The 16682-nt window shown below is 68.5% G+C and carries 15 protein-coding genes, 1 pseudogene and 1 riboswitch; of the genes and pseudogenes, 9 read left to right on the top strand and 7 right to left on the bottom strand.

Annotated elements, in window-relative coordinates:
- The first annotated feature begins 73 nt into the window (after window positions 1–73).
- The 4 genes from HUW53_RS15980 to HUW53_RS15965 all read left to right on the top strand — a co-directional run bounded on the left by HUW53_RS15980 (window position 74) and on the right by HUW53_RS15965 (window position 4291).
- A complete protein-coding gene (locus tag HUW53_RS15980) occupies window positions 74–406 on the top strand; it encodes a phasin family protein (RefSeq protein ID WP_237346758.1) in 333 nt (110 codons plus the stop codon).
- A gap of 330 nt (window positions 407–736) precedes the next feature.
- Window positions 737–1063 carry an ATP-dependent Clp protease adapter ClpS gene (gene clpS, locus HUW53_RS15975; protein ID WP_237346817.1) on the top strand — a complete coding sequence of 109 codons (327 nt, stop codon included), beginning with the start codon at window positions 737–739 and terminating at the stop codon, window positions 1061–1063.
- Window positions 1064–1265: 202 nt separating this feature from the next.
- On the top strand, window positions 1266–3734 hold the full coding sequence (gene clpA / locus HUW53_RS15970) for an ATP-dependent Clp protease ATP-binding subunit ClpA (RefSeq protein ID WP_237346757.1): 2469 nt from the start codon (window positions 1266–1268) through the stop codon (window positions 3732–3734).
- A 182-nt stretch (window positions 3735–3916) separates the two neighbouring features.
- Entirely contained in the window at window positions 3917–4291 is a 375-nt protein-coding gene (locus tag HUW53_RS15965; RefSeq protein ID WP_237346756.1) for a hypothetical protein, read from the top strand.
- A 9-nt stretch (window positions 4292–4300) separates the two neighbouring features.
- Here the strand turns inward: HUW53_RS15965 and HUW53_RS15960 are convergent, their stop codons facing one another.
- The 3 genes from HUW53_RS15960 to pabB are packed head-to-tail and all read right to left on the bottom strand — an operon-like array spanning window position 4301 to window position 7049.
- Entirely contained in the window at window positions 4301–4852 is a 552-nt protein-coding gene (locus HUW53_RS15960) for a GNAT family N-acetyltransferase (protein ID WP_237346755.1), read from the bottom strand.
- Window positions 4849–5640, bottom strand: coding sequence for an aminotransferase class IV (locus HUW53_RS15955; protein ID WP_237346754.1), 792 nt, complete (start codon window positions 5638–5640; stop codon window positions 4849–4851). The genes HUW53_RS15960 and HUW53_RS15955 overlap by 4 nt, the downstream gene beginning before the upstream one ends.
- Window positions 5637–7049: an aminodeoxychorismate synthase component I gene (gene pabB / locus HUW53_RS15950; protein WP_237346753.1), complete on the bottom strand. Its 1413-nt coding sequence runs from the start codon at window positions 7047–7049 to the stop codon at window positions 5637–5639. Before pabB ends, HUW53_RS15955 begins: the two co-directional genes overlap by 4 nt.
- Before the next feature lie 313 nt (window positions 7050–7362).
- Here pabB and HUW53_RS15945 point away from each other — a divergent pair, with 313 nt between their 5' ends.
- The gene (locus tag HUW53_RS15945) at window positions 7363–8046 is read left to right on the top strand and encodes an AzlC family ABC transporter permease (protein WP_237346752.1); all 684 of its coding nucleotides are present in this window, start codon (window positions 7363–7365) and stop codon (window positions 8044–8046) included.
- Complete coding sequence (locus HUW53_RS15940; RefSeq protein WP_237346751.1) at window positions 8043–8390, top strand: AzlD domain-containing protein; 348 nt, start codon at window positions 8043–8045, stop codon at window positions 8388–8390. The genes HUW53_RS15945 and HUW53_RS15940 overlap by 4 nt, the downstream gene beginning before the upstream one ends.
- A gap of 4 nt (window positions 8391–8394) precedes the next feature.
- Here HUW53_RS15940 and rfbC read toward each other — a convergent pair whose 3' ends face one another.
- A complete protein-coding gene (gene rfbC / locus HUW53_RS15935) occupies window positions 8395–8955 on the bottom strand; it encodes a dTDP-4-dehydrorhamnose 3,5-epimerase (RefSeq protein ID WP_237346750.1) in 561 nt (186 codons plus the stop codon).
- 125 nt (window positions 8956–9080) lie between these two features.
- Window positions 9081–9188, top strand: a riboswitch (TPP riboswitch).
- A 111-nt stretch (window positions 9189–9299) separates the two neighbouring features.
- On the opposite strand from rfbC, the gene thiC reads away from it, so the two are divergent.
- Both thiC and HUW53_RS15925 read left to right on the top strand, forming a co-directional pair.
- A complete protein-coding gene (thiC, locus tag HUW53_RS15930) occupies window positions 9300–11171 on the top strand; it encodes a phosphomethylpyrimidine synthase ThiC (RefSeq protein WP_272904274.1) in 1872 nt (623 codons plus the stop codon).
- Window positions 11172–11381: 210 nt separating this feature from the next.
- A complete protein-coding gene (locus HUW53_RS15925) occupies window positions 11382–13394 on the top strand; it encodes an FUSC family protein (protein ID WP_237346749.1) in 2013 nt (670 codons plus the stop codon).
- Between the two features lie 93 nt (window positions 13395–13487).
- Here HUW53_RS15925 and HUW53_RS15920 read toward each other — a convergent pair whose 3' ends face one another.
- Both HUW53_RS15920 and HUW53_RS15915 read right to left on the bottom strand, forming a co-directional pair.
- Window positions 13488–14486, bottom strand: coding sequence for an aldo/keto reductase (locus HUW53_RS15920; protein ID WP_237346748.1), 999 nt, complete (start codon window positions 14484–14486; stop codon window positions 13488–13490).
- A 29-nt stretch (window positions 14487–14515) separates the two neighbouring features.
- Window positions 14516–15457, bottom strand: a complete 942-nt coding sequence (locus tag HUW53_RS15915) for an NAD(P)-dependent oxidoreductase (RefSeq protein ID WP_272904273.1) — start codon at window positions 15455–15457, stop codon at window positions 14516–14518.
- Window positions 15458–15516: 59 nt separating this feature from the next.
- On the opposite strand from HUW53_RS15915, the pseudogene HUW53_RS22120 reads away from it, so the two are divergent.
- Window positions 15517–15672, top strand: a pseudogene (locus tag HUW53_RS22120) (hypothetical protein); the annotation flags it as partial.
- Between the two features lie 181 nt (window positions 15673–15853).
- On the opposite strand, the gene HUW53_RS15905 reads toward HUW53_RS22120, so the two are convergent.
- Window positions 15854–16682, bottom strand: an 829-nt coding sequence (locus HUW53_RS15905; RefSeq protein ID WP_336885718.1) for a (Fe-S)-binding protein, incomplete at its 5' end; no start/stop codon positions are given.

The raw sequence follows: 16682 nt of genomic DNA, 5'->3' as shown, positions 1-16682 counted from the left end.
GGCGGAGTTCACATTCCGCTCACTCGGCAACGGCAGATCCGGTGTTTCACCGGCTAGTGGAATGAGGAATCCCATGGTGCAGAGCGCAGAAGAGCTCCAGCAGCTCAGCAAGGACAACATCGAGAACGCCCTCAAGAGCTTCAGCCTGCTCTCCAAGAGCGCGCAGGCGATTGCCGTGGAAGTGGCGGATTACAGCAAGAGCTCGTTCGAGCAGGGCACCGCCGCGCTGGAGAAGCTGCTCGGCGCCAAGACCATCGATCAGGCTGTGGAAATCCAGCAGTCCTACCTGAAGTCCGCTTACGAAGGTGCCGTGGCCCAGGCCACCAAGCTCGGCGAACTGTACACCGAGCTGGCCAAGGAGACCTACAAGCCGTTCGAGAGCGCCTTCAGCAAGGTTGCGCGCTGATCTTTTTTTCGTGGCTGAGGCCCCGACGTTCCATCTGCCCGTGACGTTGCGGGACGAAAGTCCAAAAGGCCCGACCTTGCGTCGGGCCTTTTTCATAACGACATACCGCAGGGCGGCGGTTGGTCGCCGCGCTCGTGTGTCGGCGCCACGGCAAGGGCGTGGCGGGAACGGCGTGACCTCCTGTATACTGACGCCGAACCGACCATTTTTTGGTTATACGGATTTGCGCCCAGGCCCGGATTTCACGCCGGCGCCGCGGTCCAGGGCGCGACGGACATGCTCGCGACGGACATGATGCAGGAACGATTTTCTTCTCTCCCGCCGACATTCATGGCGGGGCCGGACACCACCCGGCGGGACGGCAGTGGCACGGCGGTCATCACCCGCACGCGGGCCCAGACCAAGCGGCCCAGCCTGTACCGGGTTCTGCTGCTCAACGATGATTACACGCCCATGGAATTCGTGGTGCACGTGTTGCAGCGGTTCTTCAACAAGAACACGGACGAGGCCAACCGCATCATGCTCCATGTCCACCACCATGGAGTCGGCGAATGCGGGGTGTTCACCTATGAGGTGGCGGAGACCAAAGTGACGCAAGTCATGGACTTCGCTCGCAAGCACCAGCATCCGCTTCAGTGCGTGATGGAAAAAAAATAGCGCTCCGCGAAAGTCTCAAGGCGGCAAAATTCAAGCTGGGGCGGGAGGTTACAGGCGCCGATTTCAAAGTGGTGATGTTTCCGGGTCCATCGGGGGCTTGCGCGCTGCGGCAACCAGTACGAAGTTTGTGTGAATGGTGCACATGCCTTCGAGGTCTGCGGCCCTTCCGCGGATCCGCGGGTGATGCGCGAAAGAGGTGTCGATGCCTACATTTTCTCGCAGCCTCGAGCAGTCGCTTCATCGCGCACTGGCCCTCGCCAACGAACGTCATCACGAATACGCCACGCTGGAGCATTTGCTGCTCTCCCTCGTCGACGACCAGGACGCCGCCGCAGTCATGCGGGCGTGCAACGTCGACATGGACAAGCTGCGGCGCAACCTCGTTGAATATGTTGATTCTGAACTTGAGAACTTGGTGCAGGCCGGCTCGGACGATTCCAAGCCCACCGCCGGCTTCCAGCGCGTCATTCAGCGCGCGGTGATCCATGTGCAGTCCTCGGGCCGGGAGGAGGTGACGGGCGCGAACGTGCTGGTCGCCATCTTCGCCGAGCGCGAGAGCCATGCCGCATATTTCCTGCAAGAGCAGGACATGACGCGGTATGACGCGGTCAATTACATCTCCCACGGCATCGCCAAGCGGTCCGGCATGTCCGAGAGCCGCCCGGTGCGCGGCGCCGAGGAGGAGACCGAGACCAAGGCCGGCGACGACAAGCAGAAGAAGACCGATGCGCTCGAAGCCTATTGCGTGAACCTCAACAAGAAGGCGCACGAAGGCAAGATCGATCCGCTGATCGGTCGCGATTCCGAGATCCAGCGCACGATCCAGGTGCTCTGCCGCCGGCAGAAGAACAACCCGCTGTTCGTGGGTGAGCCGGGCGTGGGCAAGACCGCCATCGCTGAAGGCCTCGCCAAGCGCATCAATGACGGCACCGTGCCCGAGGTGCTCGCCACCGCCACCGTGTTTGCCCTGGACATGGGCGCTCTGCTCGCCGGCACCCGCTATCGCGGCGACTTCGAGGAGCGTCTCAAGCAGGTGGTGAAGGAGATCGAGGCCTATCCCAACGCGATCATGTTCATCGACGAGATCCACACGGTCATCGGTGCCGGTGCGACCTCGGGCGGCGCCATGGATGCGTCCAACCTCCTAAAGCCGGCGCTGGCCTCGGGCTCGCTGCGCTGCATGGGCTCGACCACCTATAAGGAATACCGCCAGTATTTCGAGAAGGACCGGGCGCTGGTCCGCCGCTTCCAGAAGATCGACGTGGCCGAGCCCACCGTGGCCGACGCCATCGAGATCCTGAAGGGTCTGAAGCCCTGCTTCGAGGACTACCACAAGCTGCGCTACACCAACGAGGCCATCAAGGCCGCGGTGGAGCTGTCCGCCCGCTACATTCATGATCGCAAGCTGCCCGACAAGGCCATCGACGTGATCGACGAGAGCGGCGCGGCGCAGATGCTGCTGCCCGAGGCCAAGCGCAAGAAGACCATCGGTCTCAAGGAGATCGAGGCCACCATCGCGACCATGGCGCGGATTCCGCCGAAGTCCGTCTCCAAGGACGATGCGGAGCTGCTCGCCAACCTCGAAACCACGCTGAAGCGGGTGGTGTTCGGCCAGGACAGGGCCATCGAGTCCCTGGCCGCGTCGATCAAGCTGGCCCGTGCCGGTCTGCGCGAGCCCGAGAAGCCGATCGGCAACTATCTGTTCTCCGGCCCCACCGGCGTCGGCAAGACGGAAGTGGCCAAGCAGCTTGCCTCCACGCTCGGTGTGCCACTGCTGCGCTTCGACATGTCGGAATATATGGAGCGCCACACCGTGAGCCGCCTCATCGGCGCCCCTCCCGGCTATGTGGGCTTCGACCAGGGCGGCCTTCTGACCGACGGCGTGGACCAGAGCCCCCACTGCGTGCTGCTGCTGGACGAGATCGAAAAGGCCCATCCGGACCTCTTCAACATCCTGCTCCAGGTGATGGACCACGGGAAGCTGACGGACCACAACGGCAAGCAGATCGACTTCCGCAACGTGATCCTCATCATGACCACCAATGCGGGCGCGGCCGATCTGTCGAAGCCGGCCTACGGCTTCACCCGCCAGAAGCGGGAGGGCGACGACACCGAGGCCATCAACCGCACCTTCGCGCCGGAATTCCGCAACCGGCTCGACGCGGTGATCCCGTTCGCTCACCTCACCACGGACGTCATCGCCCAGGTGGTGGAAAAGTTCGTGCTGCAACTTGAGGCACAGCTTGCGGACCGCAACGTCACCATCGAGCTCTCCGAGGAGGCGAGCCGCTGGCTGGTGGAGCGTGGCTATGACGAGCAGATGGGTGCCCGCCCCATGGCGCGGGTGATCCAGGAGCACATCAAGACGCCGCTTGCCGACATGGTGCTGTTTGGTGCCCTGAAGCACGGGGGGCATGTGCGGGTGGTGGTGGAAGGCGAGGGACGGGACTCCAAGCTCGGCTTCCAATTCCCGGAAGGGCCGGTCACGCCCAAGCCGGAGAAGATCGCGGAAGAGGCCAAGCGCGCCGCTCGCCGCAAGCCGACCGCCGCCGCCAAGGCCGCCAAGCCCGGCGCCAAGGCGGGGCCGAAGTCCGGACCGGCTTCCAAGCCGGGGCCGGCCTCCAAGTCCGGACCGAAGTCTGGTCCCAAGTTGCCGCTGGTGAAGGTCTGATCGCAGGCCCGCGACGGCATGAGATTGAGAGAGGCGGCTTCGGCCGCCTTTTTTCATGTGGTGGCGCTGAAGGATCGCGGCGCGGACGGCTGGTGCGCGTGTGGCGTGCTGTCGTGCGTTCTTTGGTTGCATCCGGCGGTCATTCTGAGACAGTTCGCGAGTCAGTTGTCGGAGTGGCTCAGATGGCGACCTTCAAGCTTCCCCTGTCAGGGGACGTCACCCAGTTTTTCCGTCTGTTCAGCACCAATCTGGCGGCGCTTGGCAGCCAGATCGGCCTCATCAACATCAACCTCGGGCAATCCAAGGCGCCGGAGGTCGAGCAAGAGGTGCTCGAAAACGTTGCCAGCTATGGCACGCAGATCGGTCGCATCAGCGACGCCCTGGTGGTGCTGCTGACCCATTTTCGGCCCGAGCGAGAGCTTGACGCGGATGAGCTGCGTGCCCTCGATCGGCTGCGCGCCATGCTGGACGATATCGCCGATATCAAGGAGCGCCACCGCCGGCGCGCCCTCCGCATTCCGGACAAGCTGGACTTCGGCAGATGGGGCAGGTCGTAGAGCGGCGGCTCAATCGCCGGCGTGACGGCTGCGGCTGATGCGGTAGAGCACCTGCCGGCGCAGCGGGTGGCCTTCGGGAATGGGTGGCAGATCGAAATCACCGCCCGCGACGCGGGTCATGCCGAGCCGCTCCATCACCGCCCGAGAGCGGCGATTGGCCGGCACCGTGATCGCCACGATCGCGTCGAGCCCCAGCGCCTCGAAGCCGAAGGCGAGACACTGGCGGGCGGCTTCGGTGGCATAGCCCTGGCCCCAATGGGCGCGCAGGAAGCGCCAGCCGATTTCCACGGCGGGCGTGAAAGGCGCCTCATATGGCACATGGACGAGACCCGCATAGCCCGCGAAGTCCGTCACGCCCGGCACGTCCACCACCCACAGGCCGAACCCATGGGCGGCAAGATGCCGTTCGATGCGGTCCGCCACCGCGTCGCTGGCCGCGCGATCGGGCACCGGCATCAGGAATTCCATCACCTGCGGATCGGATTGCATGCGCCACAGGGCATCGCGGTCGTCCCGCCGCCAGTCGCGCAGGCGTACGCGCGGGCCTGGGGCGGGGGTCATGCCTCGCCCAGCGCGGCCGTCAGGCGCCGCGCCGTGGCCACGCTGGCCAGCGGGCGCCCGGCCAGCGTGGCCACCGGCCGCAGGCCGAGGCTCGACGACAGGAACATCTCCCCGGCGCGGTCGAGGTCGTCCACCGAAAGCGACTGCTCCGCGCCCTCTAGGGCCAGCACGGCCGCGCGCATCACCCCCGGCAGGGCGCCATCGGCGAGGGGCGGCGTCAACAGGCGTCCGTCGATCACGGCGAACAGATTGGCGATCGATGTTTCCGCCACGCGGTCGCGGGTGTTCAGCAGCACGGCATCGTCCGCGCCGGCCGCGGCGGCCTCCTGGCGGGCGAGGATGTTGTCCAGATAGTTGAGGGACTTCACCCCCGCCAGCGGGGAGCGCTCGTTGCGCCGGGTGCGGGTGGTGATGATGAGCCGCGCGGGCGGGGCCGTCGGCGCCATGGGCGCGGCCGTGATGAGCAGCGTGGGATGGGGCGCGGCCGGCGGCAGCACGCCGCGCGGACCTTCGCCGCGGGTGAGGGTGAGGCGCAGCACCGCGTCGGAAAGGGCGTTGGCGGCGCGCACCTCTTCCAGGGCGGCGGCGAGGTCGAGGGGCGGCAGCGGCAGGCCGATCACCTCGGCGCCGCGGGCCAGCCGGGCGAGATGGGCGTTGAGGCGCCGGATGGCGCCCTCGCGCACCCTGAGGGTCTCGAACAGGCCGTCGCCCAGGGTGAACCCGCGATCGCCGGGGGCGATGCGGGCCGCTTCGGGCTCCAGAAGCGTGCCGTTGAGTGAGAGCTTCATCGGCCGTCTCCGGACAAGGCGCGCAGCATGGGCGCAAGCTTGACGAGGCTTTCCTCATATTCGTCGGCGGGGTCGGAATCGGCCACGATGCCGCCGCCCGCATGGGCGAGCAGGGTGTCGCCGGCGCGGGTGATGGTGCGGATGACGATGGAGGAATCCATGGCGCCGTCGAAGCCGATCCAGGCCACGGAGCCGCAATAGACCCCGCGCGGGAAGGGCTCCAGCTCGTGGATGATCTCCATGGCGCGGATCTTCGGCGCGCCGGTGATGGAGCCGCCGGGGAAGCAGGCGGTGAGGAGGTCCACCGGACCCAGTCCGTCGTTGAGCCGGCTTTCCACCACCGACACCAGATGGTGCACGCTGGTGAAGGTCTCCAGGGCGCACAGCACCGGCACCTTGACGCTGCCGACCTTGCTCACGCGGCTGAGATCGTTGCGCATGAGGTCCACGATCATCAGATTTTCGGCCCGGTCCTTCACCGAGGCAAGCAGCGCCTGCGCCAGCGCGGCATCGGTCTCGGGGTCGGCCGAGCGGCGACGGGTCCCCTTGATGGGGCGCGTCTCCACCCGGCCGGTGGCATCAAGGCTCAGGAAGCGTTCCGGCGAGGCGCTGAGCACCGAGAGATCCGCACCGCAGCGCAGGAAAGCCGCGAACGGGGCCGGGCTCACAGACCTCAGGCGCCCGTAGAGCTGAAGGTCGGAAAGACCTTCGGGCATGGGGGCGCGCATCTGCTGGGTCAGGTTGGCCTGGAAGATGTCGCCGGCGCGGATGTATTCGATCACGCGGGCGACCGAGGCTTCCACCGCCGCGCGCGGCTGGTCGGGGGCGAAGCGGCCGGTGACGGTCCAGTCGGGCGCGGGCGCCGCGGCTGGCGCGTGGGAGAGGCGATCAAGCACCATGGTCGCCCGCTGCTCGGCCCGGCGCGCGCGATCCGCCGGATTGCTCGCCGGCAGGCCGGAGGAGAACAGCATGGCCCGGCCTGCGGCGTGATCGAAGGCGAGCACGAGATCATAAAGGCCCACGGCCATTTCCGGCACCGCCGGTTGGCCGCTCCGGGGCGCGGGCAGCCGTTCCAGGTGGCGCCCGAGCTCATAGCCGAGAAACCCCACGGCACCGCCCCGGAACGGAACCGGCATCGCTCCGGCGCCGGTGGCTCCGTCGCGCGGGGCGCCGTGGTCGGCGAGCTGGCGCGCCAGAACCTCGAACGGGGTGCCGGCCACCGGCTGCCCGTCCACCCGCACTCCGGACCCATCAGCGGTGATGACGCGGAAGGGATCAAGCGCGATATAGGAGAAGCGGGCGCGCGGATCACCGGCGGCGGCGCTGTCGAGGAACGCGCAGAAGGGCACGTCGGCGAAGGCGTGGAAGGCGGCGAACGGGTCGCCATACGGAATGTCGAGACGGAGCACGGGCAGGCGACCGATTCGGAACGGGTCCGGAAGGATGACGGTGCGTTGGGGCGCCCGCAATGGGTTCCCGCATGCGCCACCCTGCCTACAGCACCCCGCCGCCGCGGGAAAGCGCTCCGGCTCGGACCGCGAACGAGAGATCGTCCGCTCCATTGCATGGATGGTATGGCGGCCTTATCAACACTGTTGTCGGCTCCCCTGATTTTGGTTCGACCGTTTCATGTCCCAGCGCACGCCTTCCCCTCCCGTCGCCGGACCCGGGCGCTCCGGACCCAGGCGTTCCGGACCCAGGCGCTCCTGGCCCGGATGGTTCGTGCATGGCGCGCGCCATGGCATTTCGGTACCGGCGCTGGTGCTGTTCGCCAGCTACACGGGCTTTGGCGCCCTGTTGCAGGGGGTGGGCTTTCCGCTCGGCGCGGGGGTGCTCTCGACGCTGCTCATCTGGGCGCTGCCGGCGCAGGTGATCCTGGTGGGCGGGCTGGTGGCCGGCACCGCTTTGCCGGCGCTCGCCTTTGCCATCGGTCTGTCGTCCATGCGGCTGCTGCCCATGGTGGTCTCGGTGGCGCCCTATATGCGCGGGGGGCGCCGCAGCACCTTCTTCGAGCTTTTGTGCGCCCATTATGTCGCCATGACGCTTTGGGTGGAGGGGTTGCGCCTGCTGCCCCATCTGCCGGGTGAAGCGCGGGTGCCGTTCACCCTCGGCCTCGGCAACATGCTGATCGGCGTGAGCATGAGCGGCACGGTGGTGGGCTATCTCATGGCGAGCAGCCTTTCGGGGCCGCTGGCGGCGGTGCTGCTGTTTTTGACGCCGCTGTCGTTCTCGGTGCTGATGGTGCGCAACGCCACCGCGGTCACCGACTGGCTGGCGCTCGCGGCCGGCTTCCTCATCATGCCGTTCGCGGTGCAGCTCGACGGCGGGCTCGACCTTTTGGTGGCCGGGGTGGGCGGCGGTTCGCTGGCCTATGCCGTCGGCCGTTGGCATCGGAGGCGCCCATGATCCCGACCCTGACGGAAGGGGCGGCGGTGCTCATCGTCGTGCTGGTGGGGTTCCTGCCGACCGAGGTGTGGCGCTCGCTGGCGGTGCTCGCCGGCCGCCGGGTGGAGGCGGGCAGCGAGGTGTTCCATTGGGTGAAGGCGGTGGCGACCGCGCTTCTGGCCGCGGTGGTGGCGCGGCTGTTGTTCGCCCCCGCCGCGCCCCTGGTGGCGGTGCCGCTGCTGGTGCGGCTCGGGGCGGTGGCGGGCGGCGTCGCGGGGTTCGCGCTGCTGCGCCGCTCGGTGTTCGCCGGGGTGCTGGTGGGCGAGCTGGTGCTCGCCGCCGGCATCCTCCTGTTTGCCCGTTGAGGCTTCAGCGATACTGGAAATAGGCGGGCAGATCCTTCAGCCGCGGGTGCTTCGTGTCCTTGTCGGAGAGCACCGCGGCGGATGGCGCCACGGGCCAGGCGATGGCGATGTCGGGATCGTCCCAGGCGACACCGCCGTCATCGGCCGGGCTGTAGTAATCGGTGACCTTGTAGACCACCTCGCAATTGTCCTCCAAGGTGCAGAAGCCGTGCAGGAAGCCCGGCGGCACCCACAATTGCGCGCCGGTGGCGGCATCGAGCGTCACCGCCACGTGGCGGCCGAAGGCGGGCGAGCCATGGCGGATATCCACCGCCACGTCGAAGATGGCGCCGCGCACCACCCGCACCAGCTTGCCCTGGGCGGTGGGAGGCTTCTGGTAATGCAGGCCGCGCAGGGTGCCCTTGGGGACCGACAGGGAGTGGTTGTCCTGGACGAAGCCCATGTCGGCCACCTCGGCGCGGAACTCCCGGTCGGTCCAGGTCTGGCTGAAGAAGCCGCGGTGGTCGCCGAAGCGCTTCGGCGTCACCAGCTTCACGTCGGGCACATCGAATGTCTTGACGTCCATGCCTCATGTCCTCGCGGGGCGGCTCTGCCGCGTCGGGCGTCCCTATAGCGCAAACGCGGCGCGGTGTGGGGCGCCTGTTTCCCCACGGCGCCGATTGACAAAGGCGCGCGCGACGCGGACAGTCGGCATGTTCCGAGGGGGGCCCCAGAGCGGGGGCTGAGAGTGGGCGCGCGGCCCTGACCCTTGAACCTGATCCGGCTCATACCGGCGGAGGGACGGGAACCTGCGGCACGCGGATGCGCGATCGCAGTGGCGCAAGCTGCCCCCAATCCGCCTCAGGCGAGACCGGATCAAGAGTTCCGAAACGCGAATTCTGACCGCTCGTCAGCCCGAGAGGATGCGCCATGAACACAGCCGTCGATCCCAGCCAAATGAGCGCGGGCGGTCCCAGGACCGTCACCACCGGACCCATCGTGGGGTCCCGCAAGGTCTATATCGAGGTTCCCGGACAGGCCGGCATGGCGGTGCCGGTGCGCGAGATCGCGCTGTCGGATCCGGCCGAGGCGCCGGTCCATGTCTATGATTCGTCGGGCCTCTACACTGAGTGCGCGCCGGCGATCGACCTTGAGGCGGGCATTTCCGGCCAGCGCGAGGCGTGGGTGGCCAAGCGCGGGTTCGAAGCCATCGTCCCGCGTGAGGTGAAGCCCGAGGACAACGGCTTTGCCGGGGATCGGCTGGTCGCGGCGTGCCCGGCCGTCCGGCCCATCCGCCGCGCCGCGCCGGGGCAGATGGCGACCCAGTACGAATTTGCCCGCGCCGGCATCATCACCGAAGAGATGATCTTCGCCGCCGCCCGCGAGAATCTCGGCCGCGCCGAGAAGCTGGAGCGGGCCGACGGGGCGCTGGCCGATGGCGAGAGCTTCGGCGCCGAGATCCCGCCCTTCGTCACCCCCGAGTTCGTGCGCGCCGAGATCGCGCGGGGCCGCGCCATTATCCCGGCCAACATCAACCATACCGAGTTGGAGCCGATGGTGATCGGCCGCAACTTCCTGGTGAAGATCAACGCCAACATCGGCAATTCGGCCGTCACCTCCTCCGCCGCCGAGGAAGTGGAAAAGATGGTGTGGTCCATCCGCTGGGGCGCGGACACGGTGATGGACCTCTCCACCGGCCGCAACATCCACAACATCCGTTCGTGGATCGTGCGCAATTCGCCGGTTCCGATCGGCACCGTGCCGATCTACCAGGCGCTGGAGAAGGTGGGCGGCGACCCGCTCAAGCTCGATTGGGAGGTGTTCAAGGACACCCTCATCGAGCAGGCCGAGCAGGGCATCGACTATTTCACCATCCATGCCGGCGTGCGCCTCGCTTATGTGCCGCTCACCGCGCGCCGCGTCACCGGCATCGTCAGCCGCGGCGGCTCCATCATGGCGCGCTGGTGCCTCGCCGGGCATCGCGAATCGTTCCTCTACGAGCGGTTCGACGAGATCTGCGACATCATGCGGGCCTATGACGTGTCGTTCTCGCTGGGCGACGGCCTGCGCCCCGGCTCCATCGCCGACGCCAACGACGCCGCCCAGTTCGCCGAGCTGGAGACCCTGGGCGAACTCGCGAAGGTCGCCTGGGACAAGGGCTGCCAGGTGATGATCGAAGGTCCGGGCCATGTGCCGATGCACAAGATCAAGGCCAATATGGACAAGCAGTTGAAGGCCTGCGGCGAGGCGCCCTTCTACACGCTTGGCCCGCTCACCACCGACATCGCCCCCGGCTACGACCACATCACCTCGGGCATCGGCGCGGCCATGATCGGCTGGTTCGGCTGCGCCATGCTCTGCTATGTGACGCCGAAGGAGCATCTGGGCCTGCCCGACCGCGACGACGTGAAAACCGGCGTCATCACCTACAAGATCGCGGCCCACGCCGCCGACCTCGCCAAGGGCCACCCCGCCGCGCAGATCCGCGACGACGCGGTGAGCCGGGCGCGCTTCGACTTCCGCTGGCAGGACCAGTTCCACCTTGGCCTCGACCCGGATACGGCGCAGAAGTTCCACGACGAGACCCTGCCCAAGGATGCGCACAAGGTGGCGCATTTCTGCTCCATGTGCGGACCGAAGTTCTGCTCCATGAAGATCACCCAGGAGCTGCGCGCCGAGGTCCGCGCCATGGAAGGCGCGGACGACACCCTGTCCGCCGAGGCGCGCGAGCAGGGCATGCGGGAGAAGTCGCAGGAGTTCCTGGCCGAGGGCGGCGCGCTCTATGTGAGCGCGGCGGAATAAGCTCCCGCGCGTGAAAAAAAGGCCCTGCCGGTGCCTGCACCGCAGGGCCTTTTTGCTGTGGCCCGCCGCGCGGCCGGTCCCGGTCATGGTCTCATCCATGGCCTTGACCAATGGCTGATGCGCCGGCGGCGCGGACCCTTGGTATAAGCGCAATGGCGCACGGGGCGCCCGGCCATGGGGCCACGCTGATCCTCATTGCGGAGAGTGTGAATGCGCGCGGAGACGGCGGAAGCGGCGGCGCGGCAGGCCACGCCGGAAAGCGGCCTGTCCCACCCCAGCACCTGGCTGCGGGAGCTGGCGCGGATGAAGCCGGCGCCCTGGCCCTGGGGACGCGCCGTTCGCGCGGCGTTCTGCGTCGGGGCGCCGTTCTCGGTGGGTTATGCCTGCGACGCGATCATCACCGGCATGTGGATTTCCATGGGCACGCTGATGATGGCGGCGGGCGAGCCGGCGGGCAGCTATCGCTTCGTCTTCCGCCAGCTCGCGCTGTCCGGCCTCATCGGGGCGCTCGGCTATCTGGCCGGCGGACTCGCGGGCCTGCCCTGGGGCGTCACGGTGGCGGCCATGGCGGCGTTGGGCTTTCTGGGCGGTGTCCTCAGCGGCTACGGGGCGATCTGGTCCCTTGGCTCCATGCAGGCGCTGTTGGTCGCCTCCATTGCCATCGGCGTGCCGGGCATCGGGCCCTATTGGTGGCTGAGCGTGCTCTATCTCGTCGGCATGGCGTTCTACATGGCGGTGCTGGCGGTGGAAGCGCTGCTCTTTCCGCAAAGGCCGCAGCGGCAGGCGCAGGCCGCGCTCATCGGCGCCCTGGCGCGGCTGGCCGATGTGCGGGCGCAGGGCGACGCCGCGGCCGCGGGCGGCACGGTGGAGGCGGCCCGCCAGAAGGTGACGGACGGCCTTTCCGCGCTCGCCGCCTTGATGCTTGAATCCCGCTCCAGCAACGGCGGCCACGATGGGGAGGCGGATCGCCTTGCCGCCCTGCTTCAGGGCTGCGACACGCTCTTTGCTGCCATCCTGTGGTGTCCGGATCGGGAGACCCTGCGGGCCGCCGTCGCGCGGCTCGACGCGCTCGCCGCCGCCGTCGCCCATGGCCGCGCGCCAGAGGGGGCGCCGCCCGAAGGGGCGCGCGATCCGGTGGCCGATACCGTGCGCGCCGTCACCGCGACCATGCGCGCCGTGGCCGAGTCGTCGCCGCCGTCGGACGCGGCACGCGGGAGCGTCCGCGCCGGCGGAAGGCTGGGCATGACCCTCGGCCGGACCCTCGACCGTCTCGCGCCGGGTTGGGACAATCTGCGCGCCGCGCTCGCGCTGGGCCTATGCATGGGCCTTGCCTATGCGGCCCATTGGGTGGACCGGCAGAGCCACTGGTTCTGGATTCCGCTCACCGTCAGCCTGGTCATGAAGCCGGACCTCGGCTCGGTGTTCGCGCGGGCGGTGCTGCGCTGCGTGGGCACCATCGGTGGCGCGGCCTTCGGCGCCGCGGTGCTGGTGCTGCTACCGAAGGGCCAGCCGGTCATCCTCGTCATCGCGGCGCTGGCGGCGGTGCTGCCCTGGACCATGCGCCGTTCCTATGTGCTGCAAGCGGTGGTGCTGGCGCCGCTGGTGCTGCTGCTGGTGGACATCATCGAGCCCGGCCCGCGGAACATGGACTATGCGGCGCAGCGCGTCCTCGACACCTTCATCGGCGGGGCGATCGTGCTGGTGTTCGGCTATTTCCTGTGGCCGCGCGCCCGCGGCCGGCGCCTGGCCCGGAGCTTCCACGGCGCCAAGGCGCTGCTGGCCGACTATCTGCTGGCGGCTTGCGGGCTCAGGCCGGGGTCGGGTCCGTCGATCGGTCTTTCCGACCACCGCCGCCGGATCTATGGCCGCCTCGCCGACATGCGCACGGGGCTGCGCACAGCCATGATGGAGCCACCCCCGGCCTGCACCGAGGCCGGCGCCTGGTTTCCCATCGTCGCCGGTGCCGAGCGCCTGTGCGATCGCATCACCGCCTTCTCGGCGCTGCCGGGCCGGTCGGTCGCGGCGGAGGATGAGGCGGCCCTTCGCCAGCTCGCCCGCTATGTCGCGGCGACGCCGCAGGAGCGCGACGTGTTGGCGCCGCCGCAGCCGGCCGCCACGCCGACGGTTGCGGCCCTGGCCGAGGGCGTTCTCGACGAGCTTGCCCACATGGGGCGCCTGCAGGAGCCCGGCGGCTTCCCGCGGCCGCCCGCCGCGCGCGGTTGAAAGCGCGGGGGACGGCGTGGTTGACCGCGTGGGGCTGTACGGCGGGATCGCCGCGTGCCTGAACGGCGGCGGATGCGTCCGCCACCGCGCGGTTCACGCCGCTTCGGGTGGGCGCTTGACCGGCGGGGCCATGAAGGCCGGCGAGATGGGGGCGGTCACGGTGCGGGTGAGGATGGCGTCGATTTCGGCCTTGGTATCGGCGTCGATATGGAAGCCGTCCACCTCGCCCACGGGATCGAGCTGGCCGGGATGGCGCGCGCCCCACAGTGCGATGGTCGGCCCCTGGTCCAGGACCCAGCGCAGGGCCAGCGCCAGCACCGACTTGCCGTAACGCGCCGCGGCCAGTGCCTTCAGCTCCTCCACCGCCTTGAGATAGTGCGGGAAGCGCGGGGCGGTGAACTTCGGGTCCACCTTGCGCAGGTCGTCGCCCTCGAAGGTGGTGGTGGCGGTCATGCGGCCCGAAAGCAGGCCCCGGCAGAGGGCGCCGTAGCTCAGCACGGTGAGGCCGGTGCGCGCCGCATAGGGCAGAACGTCGGCTTCGATCTCCCGTTCGAACAGATTATAGGGCGGCTGCACCGCGTCGAGCTGGGTCACGGCGCGGAAGGCATCCATCTGGGCCGGGGCATAATTGGAGACGCCGACCGCGCGGATCTTCCCCTCGCGCTTCAGCTCCGCCAGCACCCGCGCCGTGTCCTCGAACGGGGTTTCGAGATCGGGCCAGTGCACCTGGTAGAGGTCGATCGCGTCCGTCTTGAGCCGGCGCAGGGAGTCTTCGATCTCCTGGCGGAGGCGGGCCGGGCGGCTGTCGCGGAACACCTTGCCGTCTTTCCAGGCGAGGCCCACCTTGGTCGCGATCTGCACCTTGTCGCGCAGGCCGCCAGCGAGCGCCTTGCCGACGATCTCCTCAGCATGGCCGAAGCCGTAGACCGGGGCGGTGTCGATGAGGGTGATGCCCCGTTCCACGGCGGAGCGGATGGTGGCGATGGCGTCGTTTTCGTCGGAGCCGCCCCACATCCACCCGCCGATGGCCCAGGTGCCAAGGCCGATGCGCGACGTCTTCAAGCCCGATGCGCCGATTTCGATCTGTTCCATGGGATTTCTCCTCCTGGGTCGAGGTGGATTCAGGATTGGCCGGAATCGCGCGCGGCGAGCCGGCCGATGGCGGACCAGTCCTGGTCCGCGCCGCCGGTGGCAAGCAGGGTCACGAACCGGTCGCGCAGCAGGCTGGCCAGCGGCAGGGGCACGCCCAAGGCCTCGGCGGCCGACAAAGCAAGCTTGATGTCCTTGAGACCGAGCGGGGCGGCAAAGCCCACCGGCGCATCGCCGGGCTCGGCCAGCAGCCGGCCGTAATTCTTGTAGACCGGCGCGCCGAACAGGGTGGACGTGAGCAAGTCCAGATACTGGGTCTTGTCGATCCCCGCCTTGCCCACCAGGGCCAGCGCCTCCCCAAGGGATTCGATGACGCAGGCGATGAGAAAATTGCCGGAGAGCTTGACGAGGTTGGCGCGGGCGGGGATGTCCGACACCGTGAAGGTGCGCTGGCCCACCGCGTCCAGCAGCGGCCCCGCGGCGGCAATGGCGCTGGCCGCGCCGGCCGCCACCACGAACAAATGGCCCGCCGCCGCCACATCCGGCCGCCCAAACACGGGGGCGGACACATAGAGTTGCCCGGCCGCCCCGTGGGCCGCCGCGAGGCGCTCGGACAGCTCGACGCCGATGGTGCTGGCGGAGACGTGCAGGGCGCCCCTGGGCAGGGTGGCAAGCAGACCATGCGGGCCGAACACCACCTCTTCCGCCGCCTGATCGTTGGCGAGCATGGTGACGACCGCCTCGCCCCGGCAGGCATCGGCCACCGTGGCCGCGCGCGCCGCGCCTTCCGCCACCAGCGCGTCGGCCTTGGCGGGGGTGCGGTTGTAGACGGTGACGGCGTGCCCGGCCTTCAGGAGGTTCCGGGCCATGCCCGCCCCCATCTGGCCCAATCCGATGAACCCGACCTGCATGGCGCTTTCCTTTCGGGATGTCTCCTGTGCGAGCGGGCTGCCGCTCGAAAGCTTGCGCACCATGGGCCGGATCAATTAATCTTTCCAATGGAATATGAAGATGGCATTCATTTCTATTATATATGAATGCACTTGGGTACGTGGTCGGCCATGGAGCTGCGGCAGCTTCAGCATTTTGTCGCGGTGGCGGAGGAACAGCACTTCACGCGTGCGGCGCGGCGATCAATATCGTGCAATCGGCCCTGTCCAATTCGGTGCGGGCGCTGGAGGTGGAGCTGGGCGCTCAACTCCTGCTGCGCACCACCCGGCAGGTACGCCTCACGGCGGCCGGGCGCGTGTTTCTGGACAAGGCGCGGCATGTGCTGGCGACCGCGCGGGAGGCGGTGGCGGCTGTCGCCGGGCTGGAGCGCGGGGCCTTCCCGAGACGCGGGCGGTGCTTTCGGCCTGACGGACCGGGCCTCAGCGCACCGGGGCGGCGAGAGCGTCGCGCAGCAACAGCGCGATGTGGCGTGCCTTGCGGCCGGTGCCGTGCTCGATCTGGTGGCGGCAGGAAAAGCCATTGGCGATCAACGGTGTATCGGCGGTTGCCGCGCGTACGGAGGGTAGCAGCTTCAGCTCGGCCATCTGCATGGATGCCTTGTAATGCTCGGCCTCCAGGCCGAAGCTGCCGGCCATGCCGCAGCAACTGGTTTCCACGATGTCGTAGGAAAAGCCGGGGATCCAGGCGAGCACCTTGCGGGTCGCCTTCATCACCCCGAACGCCTTCTGGTGGCAATGGCCGTGCAGCAGCGCCTTGGGCAGGTCAAGGGTCTTCAGTTCCAGCCGCAGACCCTTGTTCTGATGCTCGCGGGCGAGAAACTCCTCCAGCAGATAGAGCTGCTTGCCGAGGTCGCCCACCTCCGGTCCCAGCCCCAGGCTGTAGAGCTCGTCGCGGAGCGACAAGAGGCAGGAGGGTTCGAGCCCGATGATGGGTGTCTTGGCCGCGATCTCGTCGCGGAAGGCCGCCAGCACGCGCTTCGCCTCGCCGCGCGCCTTCTCCACCATGCCGGTGGTGAGATAGGTGCGCCCGCAGCACAAGGGCCGGTGGGGCTCGGCGTCGGTGGCGGCGGGGCGGGCCATGCGCACCCGGTAGCCGGCGGTTTCCAGCACCGTCTGCGCGGCCTCCGCGATCTCCGGGTCGAAATGGTGGCAGAAGGTGTCCACGAACAGGATCACCTCGCCGCGCGGCGCCGCTTCGGGCGCGAGGGTGGGCGCGGGGGAAAAGGGCTTTGCGGTGGGCTCGGGGATT

The organism is Xanthobacter agilis (assembly GCF_021730435.1).
GTDB classification, from domain to species: domain Bacteria; phylum Pseudomonadota; class Alphaproteobacteria; order Rhizobiales; family Xanthobacteraceae; genus Xanthobacter; species Xanthobacter agilis.
The sequence above is the reverse complement of the archived record's forward strand: the minus strand, read 5'-3'. Positions and strand labels throughout refer to the sequence as shown.